We start from the raw sequence: 20100 nt of genomic DNA on the forward strand, positions 1-20100 counted from the left end.
ACTGGAGCGATTACGGTTTCTTCGTCGTCTACGGGTGTTGAGTATAGCTTCGACAACGGCGTTAGCTATCAGGCAGGCAATGCGAAGAGCGGCTTGGCTTCAGGCATTTACCAACTCAAGGTTCGCTCAACGGCTTGGGGCTGTGAGTCAGCGTCCGTGAGCGCAACGGTCAATGCCGCTCCGGAAGTACCGGCCAACCCAACGGCGAATGTGATCCAGCCGACCTGTGCCGTTTTAACGGGAGCGATCACGATCAATACGCCGTCTACGGGTGTTGAGTACAGTTTCGACAACGGCCTCAGCTATCAGGCAGGCAATGCGAAGAGCGGCTTGGCTTCAGGCATTTACCAACTCAAGGTTCGCTCAACGGCTTGGGGCTGTGAGTCAGCGTCCGTGAGCGCAACGGTCAATGCCGCTCCGGAAGTACCGGCCAACCCAACGGCGAATGTGATCCAGCCGACCTGTGCCGTTTCGACGGGGACAATCACGATCAATACGCCCGCCGGCGGTGTGGCCTACAGTTTCGACAACGGTCTGAGTTATCAGTCAGGCAATGTAAAGAGCATTTTGGCGGCAGGCGTTTATCAACTCAAGGTTCGCTCAACGGCTTGGGGCTGTGAGTCAGCGTCCGTGAGCGCAACGGTCAATGCCGCTCCGGAAGTACCGGCCAACCCAACGGTGAATGTGATCCAGCCGACCTGTGCCGTTTCGACGGGGACAATCACGATCAATACGCCCGCCGGCGGTGTGGCCTACAGTTTCGACAACGGTTTGAGTTATCAGTCAGGTAATGCGAAGAGCGGTTTGGCTTCGGGCGTTTATCAACTCAAAGCCCGCTCGACGGCTTCGGGTTGTGAGTCGGGGCCTGTGAGCGTAACGGTGAACATTGCTCCGGAAATACCGGCCAATCCAACGGCGGGTGTAGTGCAGCCGACCTGTACCGTTTCGACGGGAGCGATTACGATCAATACGCCGGCCAGCGGCGTTGAGTATAGCTTTGATAATGGCGTAACCTATCAGGCTGGCAATGCGAAGAGTGGTTTGGCTTCAGGCATTTACCAACTCAAGGTTCGCTCGACGGCTTCGGGTTGCGAATCGGGGCCCGTGAGCGCAACGGTGAACGCGGCTCCGGAAGTACCGGCCAACCCAACGGCAAGTGTGGTGCAGCCGACCTGTACCGTTTCGACGGGAACGATTATGATCAATACGCCGGCCATCGGCGTAGCCTATAGTTTTGACAACGGCCTCAGCTATCAGTCAGGCAATATGAAGAGTAGCTTGGCGTCGGCCGTCTACCAACTCAAGGTTCGTTCGACGGTTTCGGGCTGCGAGTCGGGGCCCGTGAGCGAAACGGTGAACGCGGCTCCGGAAGTACCGGCCAACCCAACGGCGAATGTAGTGCAGCCAACCTGTGCCGTTTCGACGGGGACGATTACCGTCAATACACCCGCCAGCGGCGTGGCCTACAGTTTCGACAACGGTTTGAGTTATCAGTCAGGCAATGTAAAGAGCGGTTTGGCGGCAGGTGTTTACCAGCTTAAGGTGCGCTCAACGGCTTCGGGCTGTGAATCGGGGCCGGTGAGCGTGACGGTCAATACCGCTCCGGTAGTACCTGCTATGCCAATAGCGAATGTGGTACAGCCGAATTGCCTGACGTTAACAGGAACAGCAGCGATTATATCGTCATCAACAAATCAATGGTATAGCTTTACCGGTGGCGTTGATTTTCAGGAATCTGCCCTTAAAACCGCTATTGTGCCGGGCACAAAGCTGACTATTCTGACAAAAGATAAAGAAAGTGGGTGCTTGTCAGCAGCGTTATCTGTTATCATAAGCGATCTGGCGAATTGCCCGCCGGTTGCCCGACCGAATGCGGGGACAGTGCTGCTTGGAAGCTCGCTGACCGGTAATTTACTGACAGATGACTACGATCCGGAGGGAAGCAATTTACGGATCAGCCGGATTACTGCGAACGGTATCAATTATACACTAAACAGTAATGAGCCAATTTCGATCACGATACCAGGTAACGGCACCCTAACCGTTGATGGGAATGGTACGTTTACGTTCCTGCCAACACCTGCGTTTACCGGTGCTGTACCTGTTATTGACTATGTCGTGAGTGATAATGCCGGCGCAACGGCCATGGCCACGTTAGCCCTGTTCGTTAATAAGATTGATTTACAGCTTATTGCCCCGATCTACGAGTGTGCATCAGGCAAACTTATCATACAGATGAAAGGCGGCGACGGATCGGCCGCTGAATGGCGTGCTTCCGGGCTGACCGACTGGACAACAAACTTGTCGGCAACAGTACCGGACGAGTTGAGAAGTGATCCGAAAACCATCATTCTGTACGTACGTCAATCGGGTTATATCGCGACTTATTCCTTTGACCTGGTAGCCACCTGCGGTGATTGTTCTCCGGGGCCGGACAAGCCGCTTCGTCTGAAAACACCGGTGCTGAATTGTAAGGAAAGTACTGTTTGTATAGCCACCTGCGGCGGTGACGGGTCGGCAGTAACGTATAAGATTGACAATGTAAGCGAATGGAATACCGAAGCCTGTGTAATGGCAGGGGATGATCTGGTACACCGGGATCCGAAAGTCCTGTTTATCCGTGTTCGTCAGGGTACGCAGGAGCAGGTTTTTGAGTATAATCTGCCGCTTATTTCGGCGGCATGTCCTGACAGCACCCGACCCTGGAACCAGCGTATTCCGGTGACCCCGCCACCACCGTCAACAACAACGACCATTCCCGGATCGCCAACCGGCAATACAGGTCAGCCAATGGCCTTACTGGAACCTTTATACAGCTGTGGTACCGGCGTGATTACGTTCCGGTATCAGGGAGGAGACGGGCAACCGGTTGAGTATATGGCGGTCGGGGTTACCGGCTGGACAGCCCAGGCAATCCATCACGTAGAGGAGGCGCTCCGGCTGGAACAACCGCCGGTTCTGATTTATGCCCGGCAAGGAAGTTCTCTGGTCAGTTACCTGTTCGATCTGAAAGGATACTGCCAGAAGGCAGCCGTACCGCTACCACCACCACCCGCTACCACCAGTGCTCAGCCTGCATCACCCGTCAGCCTGACGTTGTTGCCGCCTGTATACGATTGTCAGACCGGCGGGTTGCGCTTTCAGGTGGCGGGCGGGGACAATAGCCCGGTTGAATTCATGGCAGTTGGTATTACCGGCTGGACAACCCGGACGGAGCATACACTGGAGGCTGCCATCCGGGAAAGCGGGGAAACGGTCCGGATTTTTGCACGGCAGCAGGGGATTGTCAGCAGTTTACTCTGGAACCCTGCACAGGCATGCGGGTCAGGGGGAAGGCAGGCGCAGGGGGGCAGCGGTTTGCAGGTGCAGTTGCTGGGAAATCCTGTGCTGACAAGCCATGCGGTCCTTCGGCTGACTGGTTTAAGGGCAGGTAAAGCGGTGAGGGTGCTGTGCTACGATAGTCAGGGGCGGTTCGTCAGCAGTACGGTTCAGGAACCACTGACCGAATCAGTCAGTATATCGGTTACATTAGGCCAAATGGCTGGTGTTTATGTTATTAGCGTTTTAGCTGATGGGCAGCAGGTACAGGTTAAGGCGGTAAAGCCGTAAAAAAACTGTAGTTTTAACCGACAATCTGCAGTTTACATAGTTATGCTGTTGGTAAAATGAATACAGGCTATGCGTATTGAACACATTCGGGAGCAGATTCATCAGCTCGTTGATGAGATAGACGATATTTATGTCCTTAACGGATTATACCGGAACCTGATGGCGGAAAAACGCCAGAAAGAAGAATACGAGCGCGATCAGGCGAAGTCGTCGGAAAAAGCCAAAGGCCGCCGGATGCGCGATGCATAAATACATGCGGCAGGAGTGAGCAACAATGTTGCCCACTCCTGTCAGTTATTCAGAACGAAGACTGTTGGCCGGATTGGTTTGGGCTACACGGTACGTCCGCCAGCCGATGGTTAATCCACCCACAAGCAGCAGTATGCCCAGACAGCCGCCCAGTGTTTCTACGCCAATACTGACATGATAGGCGAAACTCATCAGAAAGGTGTACCCCAGTAACGTTCCCAGCGGAAAAGCAATGGCGCTGGCAATCAGTAACAACCGGACGAAGTCCCACGATAGTAACCAGACCAGCTCGCCCACTTTCGCCCCCAGCACTTTCCGGATACCGACTTCCTTGATGCGTAACGTTGTATTGTACGTTACCATTCCAAGCAGCCCCAGACACGCAATCGACAGAGCAAGTCCTACGAGTAGTGACATGAAAAAGAGGTCGTCGTTATGGCTGTGGCGCTGATCCAGATAGTCAGTATACCACTGGCCCTCAAAGGAGTCATATGGCGCCAGTTTTTTCCAGATACGGTTAACGTCGGCCAGCACCTGCGCTTCGGCTCCGTTGGCAACCGTAAGGTTGAGGTACCGGAAACGATGAGGTTGGTATTGAATCAATAGCGGCATAATGGCCCATGCCATGGTCGCATACCGGAAATCGGCCACAACCCCGGCAATCTGCACATCCGTACTGTCGTTGAGCCAGATGGTTTTACCAACCGCATCCCGGCTATCTCCCAGCTTCAACGCCTTCACCATCTCCTGATTCACCAGAACCAGCCGGCCCGACGAATCGTTATGGCTGACCGGCAGGTTCTGACCCGCTACCAGCTTCAGGCCCATAGCTGGCAGAAAACCCGCATCAGCCGAAATGCTCATCGTACCAACCGAGTCGGTAGCCGACCGGCTCCGGCGGACCATGTTGTGATCATCGCCACCGTGGTCGGCCAGCATCACCGACAACGGGGAAAGCTCTTCGACACCGGCCACTGACGTTAACTCATTGGCCAGCCGCTGATAGGGAAGGCCGCCCAACGGAATACTTAAGACGCGTTCAGTACGGAAACCGTAATTCGAGCTGGCCATAAACCGCTGCTGCCGGATCATGGTCAGTAATCCGATCATGGCAATCATGGAAATGGAAAACTGAGCCACAATCAGGGACTTACGTAATGAAATGCCTTTGATCACTTTCAGTCCGGTATGGCTCCGGAGAACCTGTGCCGGTTCGAAAGCAGATAAAATACGGGCGGGTGCAAAACCGGCCACAAGACCAGCTACTAAGGCAAAACCGACAAAAAGACTGAAAAGTGATACATCCCAGGTTGCCCCTTTAACCAGCCACTGCTGAACAAAAGGCATCGGTGTCACAAGTTGCAGAAAGACAAACGCCAGCACCAGCGCGAGAACGGAAAGTACCACTGATTCGGCCATAAACTGGCCCATCAGCTGCCAGCGAAGCGCCCCCGAAACCTTACGGATACCTACTTCCCGCGCCCGGCTCAGCGAGCGCGCCAGCGTAAGGTTCACATAGTTGAAGCCTGCCAGCAGTAAGGTCAGTAAACCAACCCCCATTTCGACGCTGAGGCCACCAATCTGCGGCTCATAGGTTGAAAAGGCCAGTTCGGTAAAGGCGGGGGAAATGCTGGTCAGCGCCTGGCTCCGGAAGGTGTAGCGTTTGGCATAGGGGAATTGGGTAGTCTGGCAGATTTTAGCCGATAATCCGGCCAGAATCCGGTCGAATGTTGCGACAGGCGTGTTTGGTTTGAGGCGTACATAGGTGTAGCCACCCGTGTAATTTTTCCAGTCGCTGAGGAATTTCCGGCCACTGGCATTGGCTCCGTTCAGCGAAATCAGCAAATCAAAGCGGAGGTGAGAATTCCGGTGCTCGTCTGCCAGCACGCCGGTAACGGTCAACGGAGCCAGATCGCTGATCAGGATGGTTTGGCCGATTGGATTGGTTTTGCCAAAAAAGCGTCTGGCTGTTTCGTTAGTCAACACAACCGTATTGGGTGCGGTGGCGGGACTGCCTGTCTGTAGGCGGAAGCCGAATAGGGAAAAGAAATCCGGATCAACGGCATAGCTTGTCGCATCCAGCCGCTTATTATTGACGTTAATGTCACCGTATACCCGCGTAAACCGGGTCATTTTTTCAATAAACGGATAGTCGCGGGTAAGCAGCGGAGCAAGGGGCATCGGTGACGTTGCAAAGGCTGTCAGGTTGCTGCCTTTGTCTTCGACATCGGTCAACACGCGGTAGATGCGTTCGCCGTGGGGATGAAAGGTGTCGTAGGTAAATGCGGTCCGGATATGGGTAATGGCCAGTAAACAGACGGTTAGTCCCGAAGCAAGTCCGAAAATATTGATAGCGGTAAACAGACGGTGCTTCCAGAGATTCCGAAGCGCGATGGTAAAGTAAGACCGGAGCATATTTTCAGGCTATAAAGGTTTGCCGGAATAGAGCCTCAAGGAATATGCCATAAAGATAATCTGCTTGATTATCAGAAGGGTATAGGGGATAAAAAAACGGGTGATGTCCGCACGCGGACATCACCCGTTCAGAAAGGGACAGCCTCGGTTTAGTCGTTCAGGTAAACGCTGCCGCTGGCCGAAGAGATTTTTACCGGAATACCGCCACCGTTCAGGCGACCGGTTACCCGTGTTTTTTCAATGCTGCCGTCGAAATTACTCAGCGAGGCCGTTGACACACGGTTGCCGCGCAGGTCAAGGTCCAGGCCTTTGTTGAGCGGCATCCGTACGCGGACGCTGCCCGCACTGCCGCTGAGCCGGACATAGTCGCCGAGGCGGGTGATTTCGGCCTCAATGCTGCCACCGCTGGTACTGGCATCAACGCTGCCGGCAATGCCCGTCAGGCGGACAGACCCACCGGATGTGCCGGTTTTGAGACTGCCGTCAATATCGTTCGCCTGAACACTGCCGCCACTGGTATGGGCATCGATCTGGCCTTTCAGGTTGGTCATCCGTACCGAACCACCCGACGTTGTCAGGTGCATATCTCCCGTCGATTCGCTGGCCGTGATCGACCCGCCCGAGGTTCTCATGTCGATGCGTTCGCCGCTGCGGCCCGAGCGGCAGTTGGCCATCGTGATGCTCCCGCCCGATGTCCGGCCGTTGATATTACCCTCAATGGTGTTAATGTTGAGGCTGCCGCCGCTGGTAGCAAAGTTTTGCTGGCCGGTCAGGTTTGCCAGCCGGATGCTGCCGCCTGATGTCCGCAGATCGGTGTTCATGTTGCGGGGCGTATATACTTTGAATGAGATACTGACGCCGTTTTTCCAGCTCCAGTTGCCGTCCTGATTTTTACGCTTTGCCGTTGCAATGATTGTTCCGCCCTGAGCATCGAGCGTAATATCATACTCTTTCAGGCGTTCGGCAATTTCATCTTTTGAGAGTTCGTCTTTGCCAAACCAGTTGTTGGGCCGCACATACATTTCAACTTTTGTTTCGGCCGACTGACCGCCTTCAACAGAGATGCTCCCGCCTGACGTTTCAACCCGCAGGTTTGTCAGATTGCCCTTGAATGACTTAACCTGATACGGCGGCAGGTTATCATCCGTTCCTGTAAACGAGGATAACGTGATAAAGGCAAGCAGTGTGAGAACAGATAGTAATGGTTTCATGGCTCAGCGTTTTTGTTGTTGTTTTTTCAAAGATGCAGTAGTGTGCCGAAACGTTGCGTGTAGTTTGATTTTTTTCTGAATCTGCCTGAAATCAATACTTAACTTTATTTTAATATGTGTACCGGAATTAAGTAAATTAGTAGGTCGATATAATACTAAAATTGCTAATAATTGTCATATTTTGCCCAGTGTTGACTGTTTTTTAACAATATTGATACTAAGTGATGATATTGCATGGTAGAATAGAGTCGTTAAGTACTTTTTAATAAAAATTAAGAATATCTTTGTTTTATGCATAAGTAAGACCTCATTGTGCAAAAACATTACAATGCCATTGTAAAATGCTTTTCTGATCTTAACCTTAAAACGTATGAAAAATATCGTGCCATATCCGGTTAGCCTGCCTGTCCCGGCCTTTCCTCATTCCAGTTAGTAGTTAACAGACCATGCATATTATCCGGCAACACCATGCTCCGGCTGTTGCTTAACCCTGTTTCATAAAGGGGTTTACAGCGCGTGCGATCAAGCCTGCATTACCAATTTTACCAACTTAGTATGTAGATCCTCTTGATATAATGGAATGCTCTTCTTTGTCTTGTAACCGTCCGGGAACAAGTCCCTATTTGTAAACAAAAGGCTGTTAGTTCTTTTCTAATTTATCTTCAATGAAAATTTCTACTCCAGAGAAATTCCAAAGTGTAAAAGCCGGTCTTTTCGCTTTGTTGCTGCTGGTCGGTACGGTGACGGCCTCTTTTGCCCAGAATTTTACGGTAAAAGGGAAAGTGGTCGATGATCAGGGGCAGGCCCTTCCGGGGGTTAGTATTGTCTTAAAAGGTACGACAACGGGCTCCGTCAGTGACAATGGCGGTAACTACTCCCTGTCGGTGCCAAACGGTAATGGTACACTGGTGTTCTCGTTTATCGGGTATCTTACCCAGGAGATCGCGGTGGCTAAACAATCTGCTATTAATGTAACACTGGCAACCGACCTGAAAACACTGAATGAAGTCGTTGTCGTTGGTTACGGTGTTCAGAAGAAAGAAACGGTAACCGGTTCGGTTGCCAGCGTAAAAGGGGCCGAACTGGTGAAATCACCGGCCGTTAACCTCTCAAACTCAATTGCGGGCCGTATGGCGGGGGTTGTCGCGGTGAACCGGAGCGGTGAGCCTGGCTATGATGACTCATCAATCCGTATTCGCGGAGCCAACTCACTGGGTAACAACGATGCTTTGATTGTAATTGATGGTGTTCCTGCCCGGGCAGGAGGGATCAGCCGGATAAACCCGGCCGACATCGAAACGATTTCGGTTCTGAAAGATGCGTCGGCAGCCATCTATGGTTCACGGGCGGCGAACGGGGTAATCCTGATTACCACAAAACGTGGTAAAACGGGTAAGCCAGAACTGTCGTACTCGTTTAACCAAGGTTGGGCGCAGCCGACTGTAATTCCAAAACTGGCTAACTCTGCTCAGTATGCTGAGATGCTGAATGATCTGGATATCTATCAGCTACCGACAAATGAGTGGTCAGCCGCCAATACAGCTTATAGAGCGAGTGGCTCATTTACACGCCCTAACGGTACGGTACGTAAGGCGCCGTACTCGCCTGCTGAAATTCAGAAATATAACGATGGCTCTGACCCATGGTTATATCCAGATACAGATTGGTATGCAGCTACTCTGAAACCATGGTCGCCACAGTCACGCCATAACCTGCAGCTGACGGGTGGTACGGACAACATCAAGTATCTGGCTTCGCTTGGTTATCAGAATCAGGATGCCTTTTACAAAAACTCGGCTACCGGCTATTCTCAGTATGACCTGCGATTGAACCTTGATGCTAAAATTAACAAATATGTTAACGTTAGTATTGGCATGTTGGGCCGTGAAGAAAATCGCCGCTTCCCGACTAAATCAGCCGGTGCCATTTTCCGGATGCAGATGCGGGGTAAGCCGAATCAGCCGGCTTTCTGGCCGAATGGTTTGCCGGGTCCTGATATTGAAAATGGTGAAAACCCGGTGGTTATCACAACAAACCTGACGGGTTATGACCGTGATAAGCAGTTTTATGTACAGACTAACGGACAGATTGATATCAAGATTCCGGGGGTCGAAGGGTTAAAGTTTACGGGTACAGCCGCCCTTGATAAGCGTAACCGGAATACGAAGCGGTGGGAGACACCATGGACATTGTATCAGTTAGGGTCTGGCTTCGAAGCGGATGGTAAGACTCCTAAGCTGGTGCCAAGCCTGCGCGGACCGGCCGAACCTCGTCTGACGCTGGGTAATGAAACGCAGCTGAACGTATTGTTAGGCGGTATAATGACGTATGAGCGCAAGTTTGGTAACCACGGTGTTACGGTCCTGGCCGGTACAAACAAAGAAACTATCGAAGGGGATAACTTTAATGCATATCGCCGGTTCTTTATCTCTACGGCACTTGACCAGTTGTTTGCCGGTGGTGACCTGGAGAAAAATAACGGTGGCGGAGCCTTTGAACGGGCGCGTATCAATTACTTTGGCCGGGCGGCTTACAATTATAAGGAAAAGTACCTGGCAGAGTTCCTGTGGCGGTACGATGGTTCTGATATCTTCCCTGAAGAGACTCGGTATGGTTTCTTTCCTGGTGTAATGGGGGGCTGGGTTATTTCAGAAGAAAACTTCTGGAAAAACAATGTACCTTCTGTAAACTACCTGAAACTGCGCGGTTCATGGGGGCAGTTGGGTAACGACCAGATCGCTACGTATCAGTATCTCTCGACATATGGTTTCCGGAGTTATATTGTAAATAACGTAGAAACCAAGACGTTGTTTGAAGCTCGGATTCCGAACAAGAACATCACGTGGGAGGTTGCCAACAACTCAGATATTGGTCTGGAAGGACAACTGATGAATGGCAAATTCTCGTTTGAACTCGACTACTTCTACAATCTGCGTACCAACATCCTCTGGACACGTAACGCTTCTGTACCGCAAACAACCGGTTTATCGCTGCCTGCCGAAAATATTGGTAAAGTAGCAAACCGCGGTTTCGATTTTAATATCGCCTACCGGAATCAGGCCAAGCAGTTTAAGTATAGCATTAGCCTGAACGGTGGTTACGCGCAAAATAAAATCCTGTTCTGGGACGAAGCTCCGGGTGCTCCGGACTGGCAGCGGACAACCGGCCGCCCGATGAATACATTCATGGCTTATATCTATGACGGCGTGTTCAAAGATCAGGGCGAAATCGATGCCAACAAGATTGATTATAAGTCGATTGTCGGTACGTTGCGTCCTGGTGATATGAAATATCAAGACTACAACAATGACGGTAAAATTACACCGGATGATCAGGTTCGGACGAACTTCACCCAGCTTCCGATGTTCCAGGGCGGTATGAACCTGACAGCACAGTACAAAAACTTTGACCTGACGATTCTCTTCCAGGGATCTGCCGGTGCGAAGCAGTATGTAAGTGCCGGTGAATCAGGTAACATTGGTAACTTCCTGCTGGATATTTACCAAAACCGTTGGACGATTGACAACCCGAGCAGCGTTCACCCACGGATTGCGAACCGGAGTGATCAGTATTACTCAAATAATAACACATACTGGCTGCGCAGCTCAGACTACATCCGTCTGAAAAACTTCGAAATCGGTTATACGATTCCAGAAAACATTGGTAAAAAAGTCGGAATCAATAACTTCCGTGTCTATCTAAACGGTCTGAACATGTTTACGCTGGTGAATAAACTGGGTGTATATGACCCTGAGACCATCAACTCGACAGGCCAGTACTATCCACAGTCGAAAATTATGAACCTTGGTTTGACGGCTAGTTTCTAATCCTAACGCTGAACGATTATGAATCGATTGAAATATCTATTGGTAGCAGCTGTTGTAGGATCCTTCATGGTGACAAGCTGCAATGATGACTTTGTAAATACGCAACCGCTTGATCAGGTGTCCGAATCAGCGGTGTGGACGGATGCTGCGCTGGCAGATGCCTTCGTGACGGAAATCTATGCCGGTTTAGGGAATGGAGGCTTTGATGAGCAGATGCTGGCCTCGCTGACAGATGAAACAATCTTTACGCACCCTGGCCGCGGGATTACGACAATCACAGAGTCGCGCTCAAATCCGGCTGATATCGGTTGGGTAAATGGTACGCTGAGCTGGCCGAGCATGTATTCACGAATCCGGGCGTGTAACCTGGCTCTGAAAAATCTGGAAACTCCGAAGTTTACCAACACAAACGGTGTAGTGGAACGGCTACGGGGTGAGACTCTCTTTATGCGGGCCTATTACTACCAGCAGTTGATTCGTTACTATGGTAGTGTACCTCTGATTGACCGTGCCTATGACCTCGGCGAAGCGGACTATCTGGCTCCGCGCAATACATGGGATGAGTGTGTGAACTTCATCGTTAAGGATTGCGACGAAGCCGCTAAATTGCTCGATGGCCGTTCAATGGCCCGCGGCCGTGCCAACAAGGCAGCGGCGCTGGCCCTGAAATCACGGGTGTTATTGTATGCTGCCAGTGATCTGCACGACGTGCCAACCGCTAAGGCCAAGTCAAGCGTCCTGGCAGCTTATGCGAAACCGGAGTTTTTCGGATCGCTGAGCGGCAGCCGTACTGATCGTTGGCAGAAAGCAAAAGATGCGGCTAAAGCTGTTGTCGATATTGCCGGATACGGTAATATGTTGACCCTGAGCGCGCCCTTATCGAAAGATGAAGCAACGCAGACATACATCAACAACTCTATGTCGCGTAACGGTGGTGAAAAAGAAATGTTGTTTGGCCGCTATTTTATCAATGCAAAACAAGAGAATGGTGGCCGTCAGGGCTTATTTAATGGCCCGAACGGATATAACAACTGGGCCGGTAATACGCCGGTGCAGCTGATGGTTGATGACTACGAAATGATGGATGGGTCGAAGTTTGACTGGAACAAACCGGAGCATGCCGCTAATCCGTATGGTAACCGTGATCCGCGTTTCTACGCCTCTATTCTGTATGATGGTTCACAGTGGAAACCACGGAGCGCTGCAAACGCGTCCCGCGATCCGCTGGGGCAGATTCAGACCGGTCGTTATGAGATCGTGAACGCATCAGGTGCCAAAACCACTCACTTTGGTCTGGATACACGTAACAGCCCGATCGAAGACTGGAACGGCAGCTACACCGGCTACTATGCCCGTAAGTTTATCGACGCAAACCCGGCGATTGTTGATCAGAACACATGGCAGGAGGTACCATGGCCGGCACTGCGTTATACTGAAGCGGTCTTTAACTATGCCGAGGCGTGTATTGAGTTAGGTCAGGATGCGGAAGCGCGTACGTGGCTGAACAAAATCCGTTTCCGGTCGGGTATGCCTGCTCTGACTGAGTCGGGAGCTGCCTTGCGCCAGCGCTACCGCAACGAACGCCGGATTGAAATGTACCTTGAGGAACAACGGTACCATGATGCCCGCCGCTGGATGATTGCTGATGCAACGCTGGGCCGGAAAGCTAATGGTATTAATATTATCGGTACGCTGAAAGCCGGCAAATCGGTATCTCTGTACAAGTATGATCCGACCAGTTACGATTACAGCTACAAGGTATTCGAGATCGATCCGGGTAAGGAAAACCGGACGTGGTTAGATAAAATGTACCTGTTACCGATCAGCCGCGACGAGATGAACCGGAATAATAAACTGGTGCAAAACCCTGGCTATTAATCGCTAAAGGTTCCGGCAAGTGAAAAAGTTGGGTAGCCACTGGTTACCCAACTTTTTTTTGACCCTATGCCTAGCGTAAGGCTGCCAATCCTTGCGTAGCCGACGAATCGGACGGGTTGTAGAGGAGCGCTTTTGTAAACAGCTCGCGGGCTTCGTTGCGCTGGCCGAGCATGTATTTTGTCCAGCCGAGCATCAGCACGCTGTCATGGTCGAACGGATAGAGCCGCAGTACTTTCTGGAAGTACCCTTCGGCGGTTTTGTAGTCTTTGCGGTTATAGAAAATGAGCCCCATACGGTAATTGGTCAGACTGTGGTTGGGGTCGAGCCGCAGAATAGCCTGGTACTGCTCCATCACCTTATCCCAGTGATTCAGGGTCGATGCGGGCAAGGCATACCCAAGCCGGGCTTCGATTGAAGACGGCTGTTTGTAGATGGCTTTCTCGTAATAACTTACCGATTCGGTGAGCAGCCCGGCGGCGTAATGTAGCCAGCCAAGCCGGAGGTTTACCTCGTAGGTGTCGGCTCCGGCTTTTTTGAGGGCAGCTATCGCCTGTCTGTAGTCCTTCTTCGCTTCCTGTACATAGCTTTCTTTAAAAGCGGCAATAGACTGGCCATTGCCGGTTGTGACGGCTCCGCTGCTCAGCAAGAGGGCGATTGTAAAAACAGGTATGATTTTCATGGTAGTAAATACGTTTTCAGGTGGTTAAAAGAGAATTGTCAGGCCGCCAACGCCGGTTTGGTAGGCGTAGGCCTGACTGGTAGTAGCCGATGTTTTACGTTCGTACTGGCCAAGCACATAGGCAATTACCCGCTTTGTTACCTGCCCGGTCAGGAGCAGGGTCGTCTTATCGACGGTCGGGTCGGGCGGGTTGTTGAACATACCGGTTGTGATGTCCAGAAAATGATTGGTGTTTATGTAGCTGTACCCAACCCGGACATTGAGCCGGGGCGACAGCGTAACCTGCGTATGCAGACTCCCCATTGGATGCCGGTTAAGCGCCGGTTTGGTTTGCTGCTGCATTGCCAGACTGCCATATAGCCGTACGCGCCCCATGGCATACTCACCGCCGACACCCGCCTGCCACTGGGCTTCAACGGTACGTTTGTATACCCCCGTTTCGGTCAGGGCAGTACCTGCCGTACTGATCTGCGAAATAGCCAGGGCGGGGTAGACTTTCCAGCCCGGACCACTCCGGGTAATACTGAGCTGACCAACCCAGCCGTTCTGGCTCATGGTCGTGTTGAACGTAGCCGTACCGGAAGCGCCAATGAGTTGAAGACCAGGCGAGAGTAGCCAGCTGGCTGCGGCCCGGACATCGGCCCGGAGGCTGTACTGCCACTGGTTCACGTTCAGCACCTGATTATAGCGTACGTTCAGACCCGTCAGCGAATGTGACAACTGAACGGCGGGGCTGATGCGATGCCCCAGCCCGAGGGTAGCGTAATAGACATTGCCTACTGTATTGGGGATGGTGCTGATTTTAATCCCGCTTTCAAGGTTTACCGATGTCAGGAATTGCTGAGGGCGTATCCCTAACCGCTGCTGCACAGATGCCGGCAGTGTCGTTGTCCGGGCAATGGCCTCGGCGGGTTGATTATCCCTGAGCAGGCTATAATACAGAAACTCCAGCGCGGTGGTATCGCAGTGGTCGAAGCGCAGGGCCGCGTTTAAGTGCTTTATACTGCTGCGGTAATTCCCCTGCCGGTAGCTGCTGATACCTGCCCGTTGCCGAAGCCACAAATAATCGGTTTTGCTGGCCAGTGCCTGTCTGGTGGTTGCCTGTACGGCCTGCCAGTCGTGTTGGGCATAGGCGCGTCGGGAGGCCGACTCAATGCTGAGAAAGTCCGGTGGTTCCTGCGCAATACTAAGCTGATAGCCGGCCCAGAGCGTTGCCGTAGTGAGCCATTGGTAGATTCGTTTCATGAGGGTTAGTCAATACTAGCTGTTACGGGTACTTCGTCGGCCGTCTCCGGTTGCGGCATTACCTGCCTGGCCGTCAGGGTCCGGTTATTGTGCCGGATGCTGAACGCACTGAGCGCATTTTTTTCCAGCAGCAACTCAAAATCAAAGAAATCGCGCTGCCGTCCCAGTACTTCCCGGCTTACCGACGACTGTAGTTTCATCCGCGTCGGACGGATGGTATTGTCCGTATACGGGTAGGTGAGCCGGTACAGGTAATGCCGGTAGATGGTAAACGGTGCCATAAAATCCTGTAGAAACCGTCCGGGGCCGCGGTCGAGCTGATGCAGTGGCACGGCATCGCTGATGGTTGTATTCCGGTAATAGCCGAGCATAACCTTGTGGGCAGCCAGGTAGAAGTAGTGCAGCAGCGTGTACCGTGGGCCGGTGTACGCGGAGAAGTAAAACATGGTTCCGTCGTTGACGAAATACGCGGTTGCGCCCGTCGCCACGCAATGCAGATAGGCTTCGTTCTGACTGGTGGTACCAGCCAGCCATTCTTCGCGCAGCTGCCCGTCTTCGGTCTCGAAACGGAGGGTTTGTCCGGGCGTAAAGGTAAACGCATCGCGCAGTAGCGGGGTTGTTTTAATGTTGGCGATGGTTTCGGTCTCCTGAGGCACGTCATAGCTCCGCAGATCAAGCGACTGCGGCCCTTTGAGCAGGTAATACGCCAGCGGGTATTGCAGGGTCGGCGCCGTAAGTTCGGGCGTCGCCTGTAGCTGAAAGTGAATATGGGGCTCCGGCGACCGTCCCGAATTGCCCAGCGCGGCCAGCACATCACCTTTCCGCACATAATCCCCGACCTTGACCGTAAAGCTGTCTTTTTTCAGGTGCGCTATCTTGGAATACAGGTAATCGGCATGTTTGATAATGACGGCGTTACCCCAGTTTTCCTTGATGTTTATGTTGCCGATAGCGTTGTCGTCGACACCGTCGATGACCGCTACTACGTACCCGGCTGCCGGAGCAACTACCGGCATGTTGTAGCCGTAGTAATCGTCGGGCGATTGGCCGGTACTCCGGAACGTTTTGTCCGAAGCATCGCGGATCACGAAATCCCAGGCAAAACGGTAGTTGTCCTTGTGGGTATATTTCCCGTTATACCCCTGATATACCGACCACTCGCCGAAGAAAGGCAGGCCAATCTGCACATACGTCGACTTCCCGAACCGCTGCTGGTAGTTCTGGTAGGAGTACAGGTTTTTTTCGGGCGAATGTTGCTGGTAAACCACCTCAACGATGCCCGGAATCCGGTTGCTCATCCGCAATACATAAATCACCATCGGTACGGTTAGCACAAACGGCAGCGATAAAACGGGCAGGCCGGCTTTTTCCGACAGATTCATACCGGCGACGGATAACAGTACCACAAGGGGCATCAGCAGGACCACGAGCCCGTAGGTCCGCCAGTTAGCGACGAAAAAGAAACCACCTACCGCTAAGGCTGTCAGAATAAAGTTAAAGCCAATGTAATGGCTCCCGATGTGAATGGGGTTGCCGCCCAGCGCCGTAAAGCACGCATATCCAACGCCAAACCCCAGTATTGACAGCGTGAAGCTGATCCGCGACGCCCACAGGATACCGGCAGCAACCAGCAGCCCTGTCACCAGATTGCCTTCGAACAGAATGCTGCCCAACGACCGCAGGTAATCCTGAAACCAGCCGGGCAGGGGCCAGCTTTCGGCAGCGTAATACCAGACCTGGGCATCTTCGGGGGCAAAGACCAGCGGTTGGATGCCGGTAAAGCTGCCGATACACAGCAGGATGACCCAGTACGTCAGTACAAAGGCGAGGCTGAGCGAAGGCAGTTTTGCCTGGCCAAACCCGTGCGCAAGCGCCGCCGACAGCAGCACCGAGAGCAGGCAGGCAATGCCGAACAGGGCCAGAAAAGCGCCGTTTACCTGGAGCGAAGCCGCCAGCCCCAGCGACACCAGCATGCCGTTGTAGCTGACCATACCCTGCTGCCGCAGCACCGGATTGATCCGCAGCAGGGCGGCTATTCCCTGGCAAAGCAACGCCCCCGCCAGACCCCAGATACCAATGCTAGGGGCCGTCATAGAAGCCAGCAGCAGCAACCCACCCGTTACGTTGTTTTGGGTAAAAAACAATTGGGCATAGCTGTTAAGCACACCGGACCCGATGGTTTTAAGCGATTCTTTCATGAAAAAAGGTCTTCGTTTGGGACACAGCCGTTAGAGGTCAAAGGCGCTCAGGTGGGCTGGTGTCGATTCCAGCTGGGTGAGGTACTCCACGGTTTCGGCCTTGCGGATCAGGTGCGGCTGTCCGTCGGTGTCGATCAGGACAATGTTGGGCCGGAGCGAGATGAACTGCATCCACTGTGTCATGTTGTAAGCCCCGACACGGTGCACCACCACCTGATCGCCTTTGTTGAGGAGCGGCAGCCGGATGCTCTCCCGCACCACGTCGATGTTCATACAGAGCGGCCCGTACAAGACCGTATCTTCGGTATACTGGCTGCATTCCTGGGCGGGCGAAATGGTATGCTCGTACCAGAAGGCCGTAAAAAGCAGGTTTACACCAAAATCCATGATGGTGGCCCGCCGCCCGTCGGATAGCCGCTTGTTGGCCAGGACAGTGCCGAGCATGAATCCGGCGTCGTCGATCAGGGCGCGGCCGGTTTCCAGAATCAGGAGCGGTAATTCTTCGGAGCGGAAGCCCGCACGGATGAGCGTTGAGCAGATTTGTTCGGCGTACTCATGAAACGAGGGGGCCACATCGGCGCCGTTCAGGTAGGCTCCCTTGAGGGTGTTGCGCGAAGCAAAGCCACCGCCCAGATCGAGGTATTGAATGTCAATACCAAACTGCCGCTTGATGTTCAGGGCCAGATCGGCCATTTTGGCGGTGGCAACGGCATAGGCGTTGGTCGAGAGCATAAACGTACCGATGTGGCAATGCAGCCCGACCAGATCCATGCGGTCTGTCTGGATGATTTTCAGGATTGCATCCCACGCCTGACCGCTTTCGTAATTGAAGCCGAAACGGTCCCAGATGGGTTGTACGCCCGTATCCATATTTACCCGGATCGCCACTTTGGGGCGTTTGCCCAGCTTCTGACTCACCGCCATCAGGCTGTAAAGTTCGTCGAGGTGGTCGATGTGAATGGGCGAATTGTTCTGTACCGCCACCATGTGGTCGTCGGTGGTTTTGTCGGGGCCGTTGAAGATGATCTTATCGCCCGGAACGCCGTTTTTCAGCGCTTTTTCGTACTCAAACCGCGACACTACTTCGGCCCAGGAGCCTTCCTGATGGAAGATGTTGCAGACGGCGTTCATGTAGTTGGTTTTGTACGACCAGGCAAACTGCACGTTCGGGTACCGGTTGGCAAAGGCACTGAACGCTTCCTGATAGGTTTGCCGGATGGTTCGTTCCGACAGGACAAACAACGGTGACCCATACGTGTTGATGAGGTCTTTAACGGCAATGCCGTCGATGTGCGTATGCGGCATAAGGCCCATTTGCGGGCCGAATTTATTGGTGACGCCGGTGTTGAGTTGTTTAATAACCGGACGTTCGTATTTCAGTTTCTGGTTGGTTTCCATGAGTAGTTGGTAGGGGTTGTTAAGCATTTACGCTAAAGCCTCCGGCCGGATCGTGACTTCGCCGGTAGTCGCTATTTGCTGAAAACGGCTTAGATCGCATACCATATCCCACGAATAGCGGACAAACATGCGGCCCACATTGTAGTCGGTAAAGGGTTCTACGGCCTGCCCCAGTGCCAGTCTGACCAGTGCTTCGGGGTGATTCTGGCCGCAAGCCGTTGCCAGGTACACCCATGCCGGAAAGCGGGGATTGATTTCAATCAGGTAGACCTCGCCGGTGCTGTCTTCTTTGATCAGCTCCAGTTCGAGGCCACCGCCCCAGCGCGTTTGGGTAACGACCGTCCGCGCCATATCCAGCAGCGTATCGTCTTCGATGGCAATGCCGGCCCAGCCCTTCCCGTTGCTGGTGACGTAGGTTTTGCGCATCGGCACCGCGCCGATCAGCCGGCCCTTGCCGTCGCCCAGGGCCGTGACGTTGAACTCCTGTCCGCGGATAAACTGCTGAACAATAATGGGAAAGCCCCATTTGGCGGAAAGCCTGTAAAAATACTGTTGCGCCTGGTCGGCGGTGTGGGCTACGTAAGCCTCGTAAAAGCGTCCTTTGACGACAACCGGGTATCTGGATTCAGCCAGTACCTGCATCAGCTCCCCGATACCGGTAACGGCGTCGCTTTTGGGAACGGCAATACCAAACTGCCTGGCAAAGTCGGTAAGCCGGTCTTTCTGCCGCGACTCAAACTGTTCCTGGGTTGGCAACAGCGTTCGGATGCCCATGGCCGATAGCATGTCGGCCAGCTTAATAAACGTGAGCAGTTCGGCGTCGAAATTGGGAATAATGAGGGTCAGGTCTTCACGTTCGTGGATGTACACCAATCGGGAAAGCAGCATTTCGTGGCCCATCGACGGATAAGGCAGCGTATATACCACGTCAGCCATATCGTCCATGTAAATGCCCGGCTCAAGATTTTCGTAGACCAGCCCCACAATCCGTACCTCAAAATAGCTGCTTTCGCGCAGGCTCCGGATCACCGGAATACCGGGACCGGGGTTGTCCGTATTGTTCAGCCCTGTCACCGCAATTGTGATTGGTATTCTGTTCATACATCCAGCAGGTTATGTTGTTTCAGCACTTTAAGAAAATCGTACAGGTCTTTTTCGCAGGTTGTTTCGTCAATGTCGTACAGGTCGAGCAGCAGAGTTTTCATGTCCTCCTCCGACTTACCGTCGCGCAACCAGTCCAGAATCCGGGCGCCGGTGGGGTTAGCCGAAAACGAATCACCCCGCGACGCATTAAAAACAAAGCCATTTTCGCTGACAGCAACACTTTTTCTTAGTTTCATACTACTTTTGATCAAATCTGTTACAATAGACGGATTTGCTTGCTGAAGCTT

The 20100-nt window shown here is 52.8% G+C and carries 12 protein-coding genes; 4 read left to right on the forward strand and 8 right to left on the reverse strand.

The genetic code is table 11. The annotated features are described in order from the left end of the window. Together AC23NW_RS33530 and AC23NW_RS33535 are read left to right on the forward strand one after the other, a co-directional pair. Positions 1-3609: Ig-like domain-containing protein (locus AC23NW_RS33530; RefSeq protein ID WP_487454995.1), on the forward strand; the 3609-nt coding region annotated here is incomplete at its 5' end. A 69-nt stretch (positions 3610-3678) separates the two neighbouring features. Continuing rightward, entirely contained in the window at positions 3679-3858 is a 180-nt protein-coding gene (locus AC23NW_RS33535) for a hypothetical protein (protein WP_293845181.1), read from the forward strand. Positions 3859-3903: 45 nt separating this feature from the next. Here the strand turns inward: AC23NW_RS33535 and AC23NW_RS33540 are convergent, their stop codons facing one another. After that, positions 3904-6273 (reverse strand): ABC transporter permease, encoded by a 2370-nt coding sequence (locus AC23NW_RS33540; protein WP_487454996.1) that lies wholly within the window; start codon positions 6271-6273, stop codon positions 3904-3906. Positions 6274-6422: 149 nt separating this feature from the next. Then, positions 6423-7484 (reverse strand): DUF4097 family beta strand repeat-containing protein, encoded by a 1062-nt coding sequence (locus tag AC23NW_RS33545; protein ID WP_487454997.1) that lies wholly within the window; start codon positions 7482-7484, stop codon positions 6423-6425. A gap of 665 nt (positions 7485-8149) precedes the next feature. Here AC23NW_RS33545 and AC23NW_RS33550 point away from each other — a divergent pair. Further along, positions 8150-11311: a SusC/RagA family TonB-linked outer membrane protein gene (locus tag AC23NW_RS33550; protein WP_487454998.1), complete on the forward strand. Its 3162-nt coding sequence runs from the start codon at positions 8150-8152 to the stop codon at positions 11309-11311. Between the two features lie 18 nt (positions 11312-11329). Next, a complete protein-coding gene (locus AC23NW_RS33555; RefSeq protein ID WP_487454999.1) occupies positions 11330-13189 on the forward strand; it encodes a RagB/SusD family nutrient uptake outer membrane protein in 1860 nt (619 codons plus the stop codon). Positions 13190-13259: 70 nt separating this feature from the next. Here AC23NW_RS33555 and AC23NW_RS33560 read toward each other — a convergent pair whose 3' ends face one another. The 6 genes from AC23NW_RS33560 to AC23NW_RS33585 are packed head-to-tail and all read right to left on the reverse strand — an operon-like array spanning position 13260 to position 20049. Continuing rightward, the gene (locus AC23NW_RS33560) at positions 13260-13868 is read right to left on the reverse strand and encodes a tetratricopeptide repeat protein (RefSeq protein ID WP_487455000.1); all 609 of its coding nucleotides are present in this window, start codon (positions 13866-13868) and stop codon (positions 13260-13262) included. 24 nt (positions 13869-13892) lie between these two features. Continuing rightward, complete coding sequence (locus AC23NW_RS33565) at positions 13893-15113, reverse strand: hypothetical protein (protein ID WP_487455001.1); 1221 nt, start codon at positions 15111-15113, stop codon at positions 13893-13895. Between the two features lie 5 nt (positions 15114-15118). After that, on the reverse strand, positions 15119-17311 hold the full coding sequence (locus tag AC23NW_RS33570) for an urea transporter (RefSeq protein ID WP_487455002.1): 2193 nt from the start codon (positions 17309-17311) through the stop codon (positions 15119-15121). A 30-nt stretch (positions 17312-17341) separates the two neighbouring features. Further along, positions 17342-18709 (reverse strand): diaminopimelate decarboxylase, encoded by a 1368-nt coding sequence (locus AC23NW_RS33575; protein ID WP_487455003.1) that lies wholly within the window; start codon positions 18707-18709, stop codon positions 17342-17344. Positions 18710-18736: 27 nt separating this feature from the next. Then, the gene (locus AC23NW_RS33580) at positions 18737-19810 is read right to left on the reverse strand and encodes an ATP-grasp domain-containing protein (protein WP_487455004.1); all 1074 of its coding nucleotides are present in this window, start codon (positions 19808-19810) and stop codon (positions 18737-18739) included. Next, positions 19807-20049, reverse strand: a complete 243-nt coding sequence (locus AC23NW_RS33585; protein WP_487455005.1) for a PqqD family protein — start codon at positions 20047-20049, stop codon at positions 19807-19809. Before AC23NW_RS33585 ends, AC23NW_RS33580 begins: the two co-directional genes overlap by 4 nt. Between the last annotated feature and the right edge of the window lie 51 nt (positions 20050-20100).

It is taken from the genome of Arsenicibacter sp. R0_47 (genome assembly GCF_057652235.1).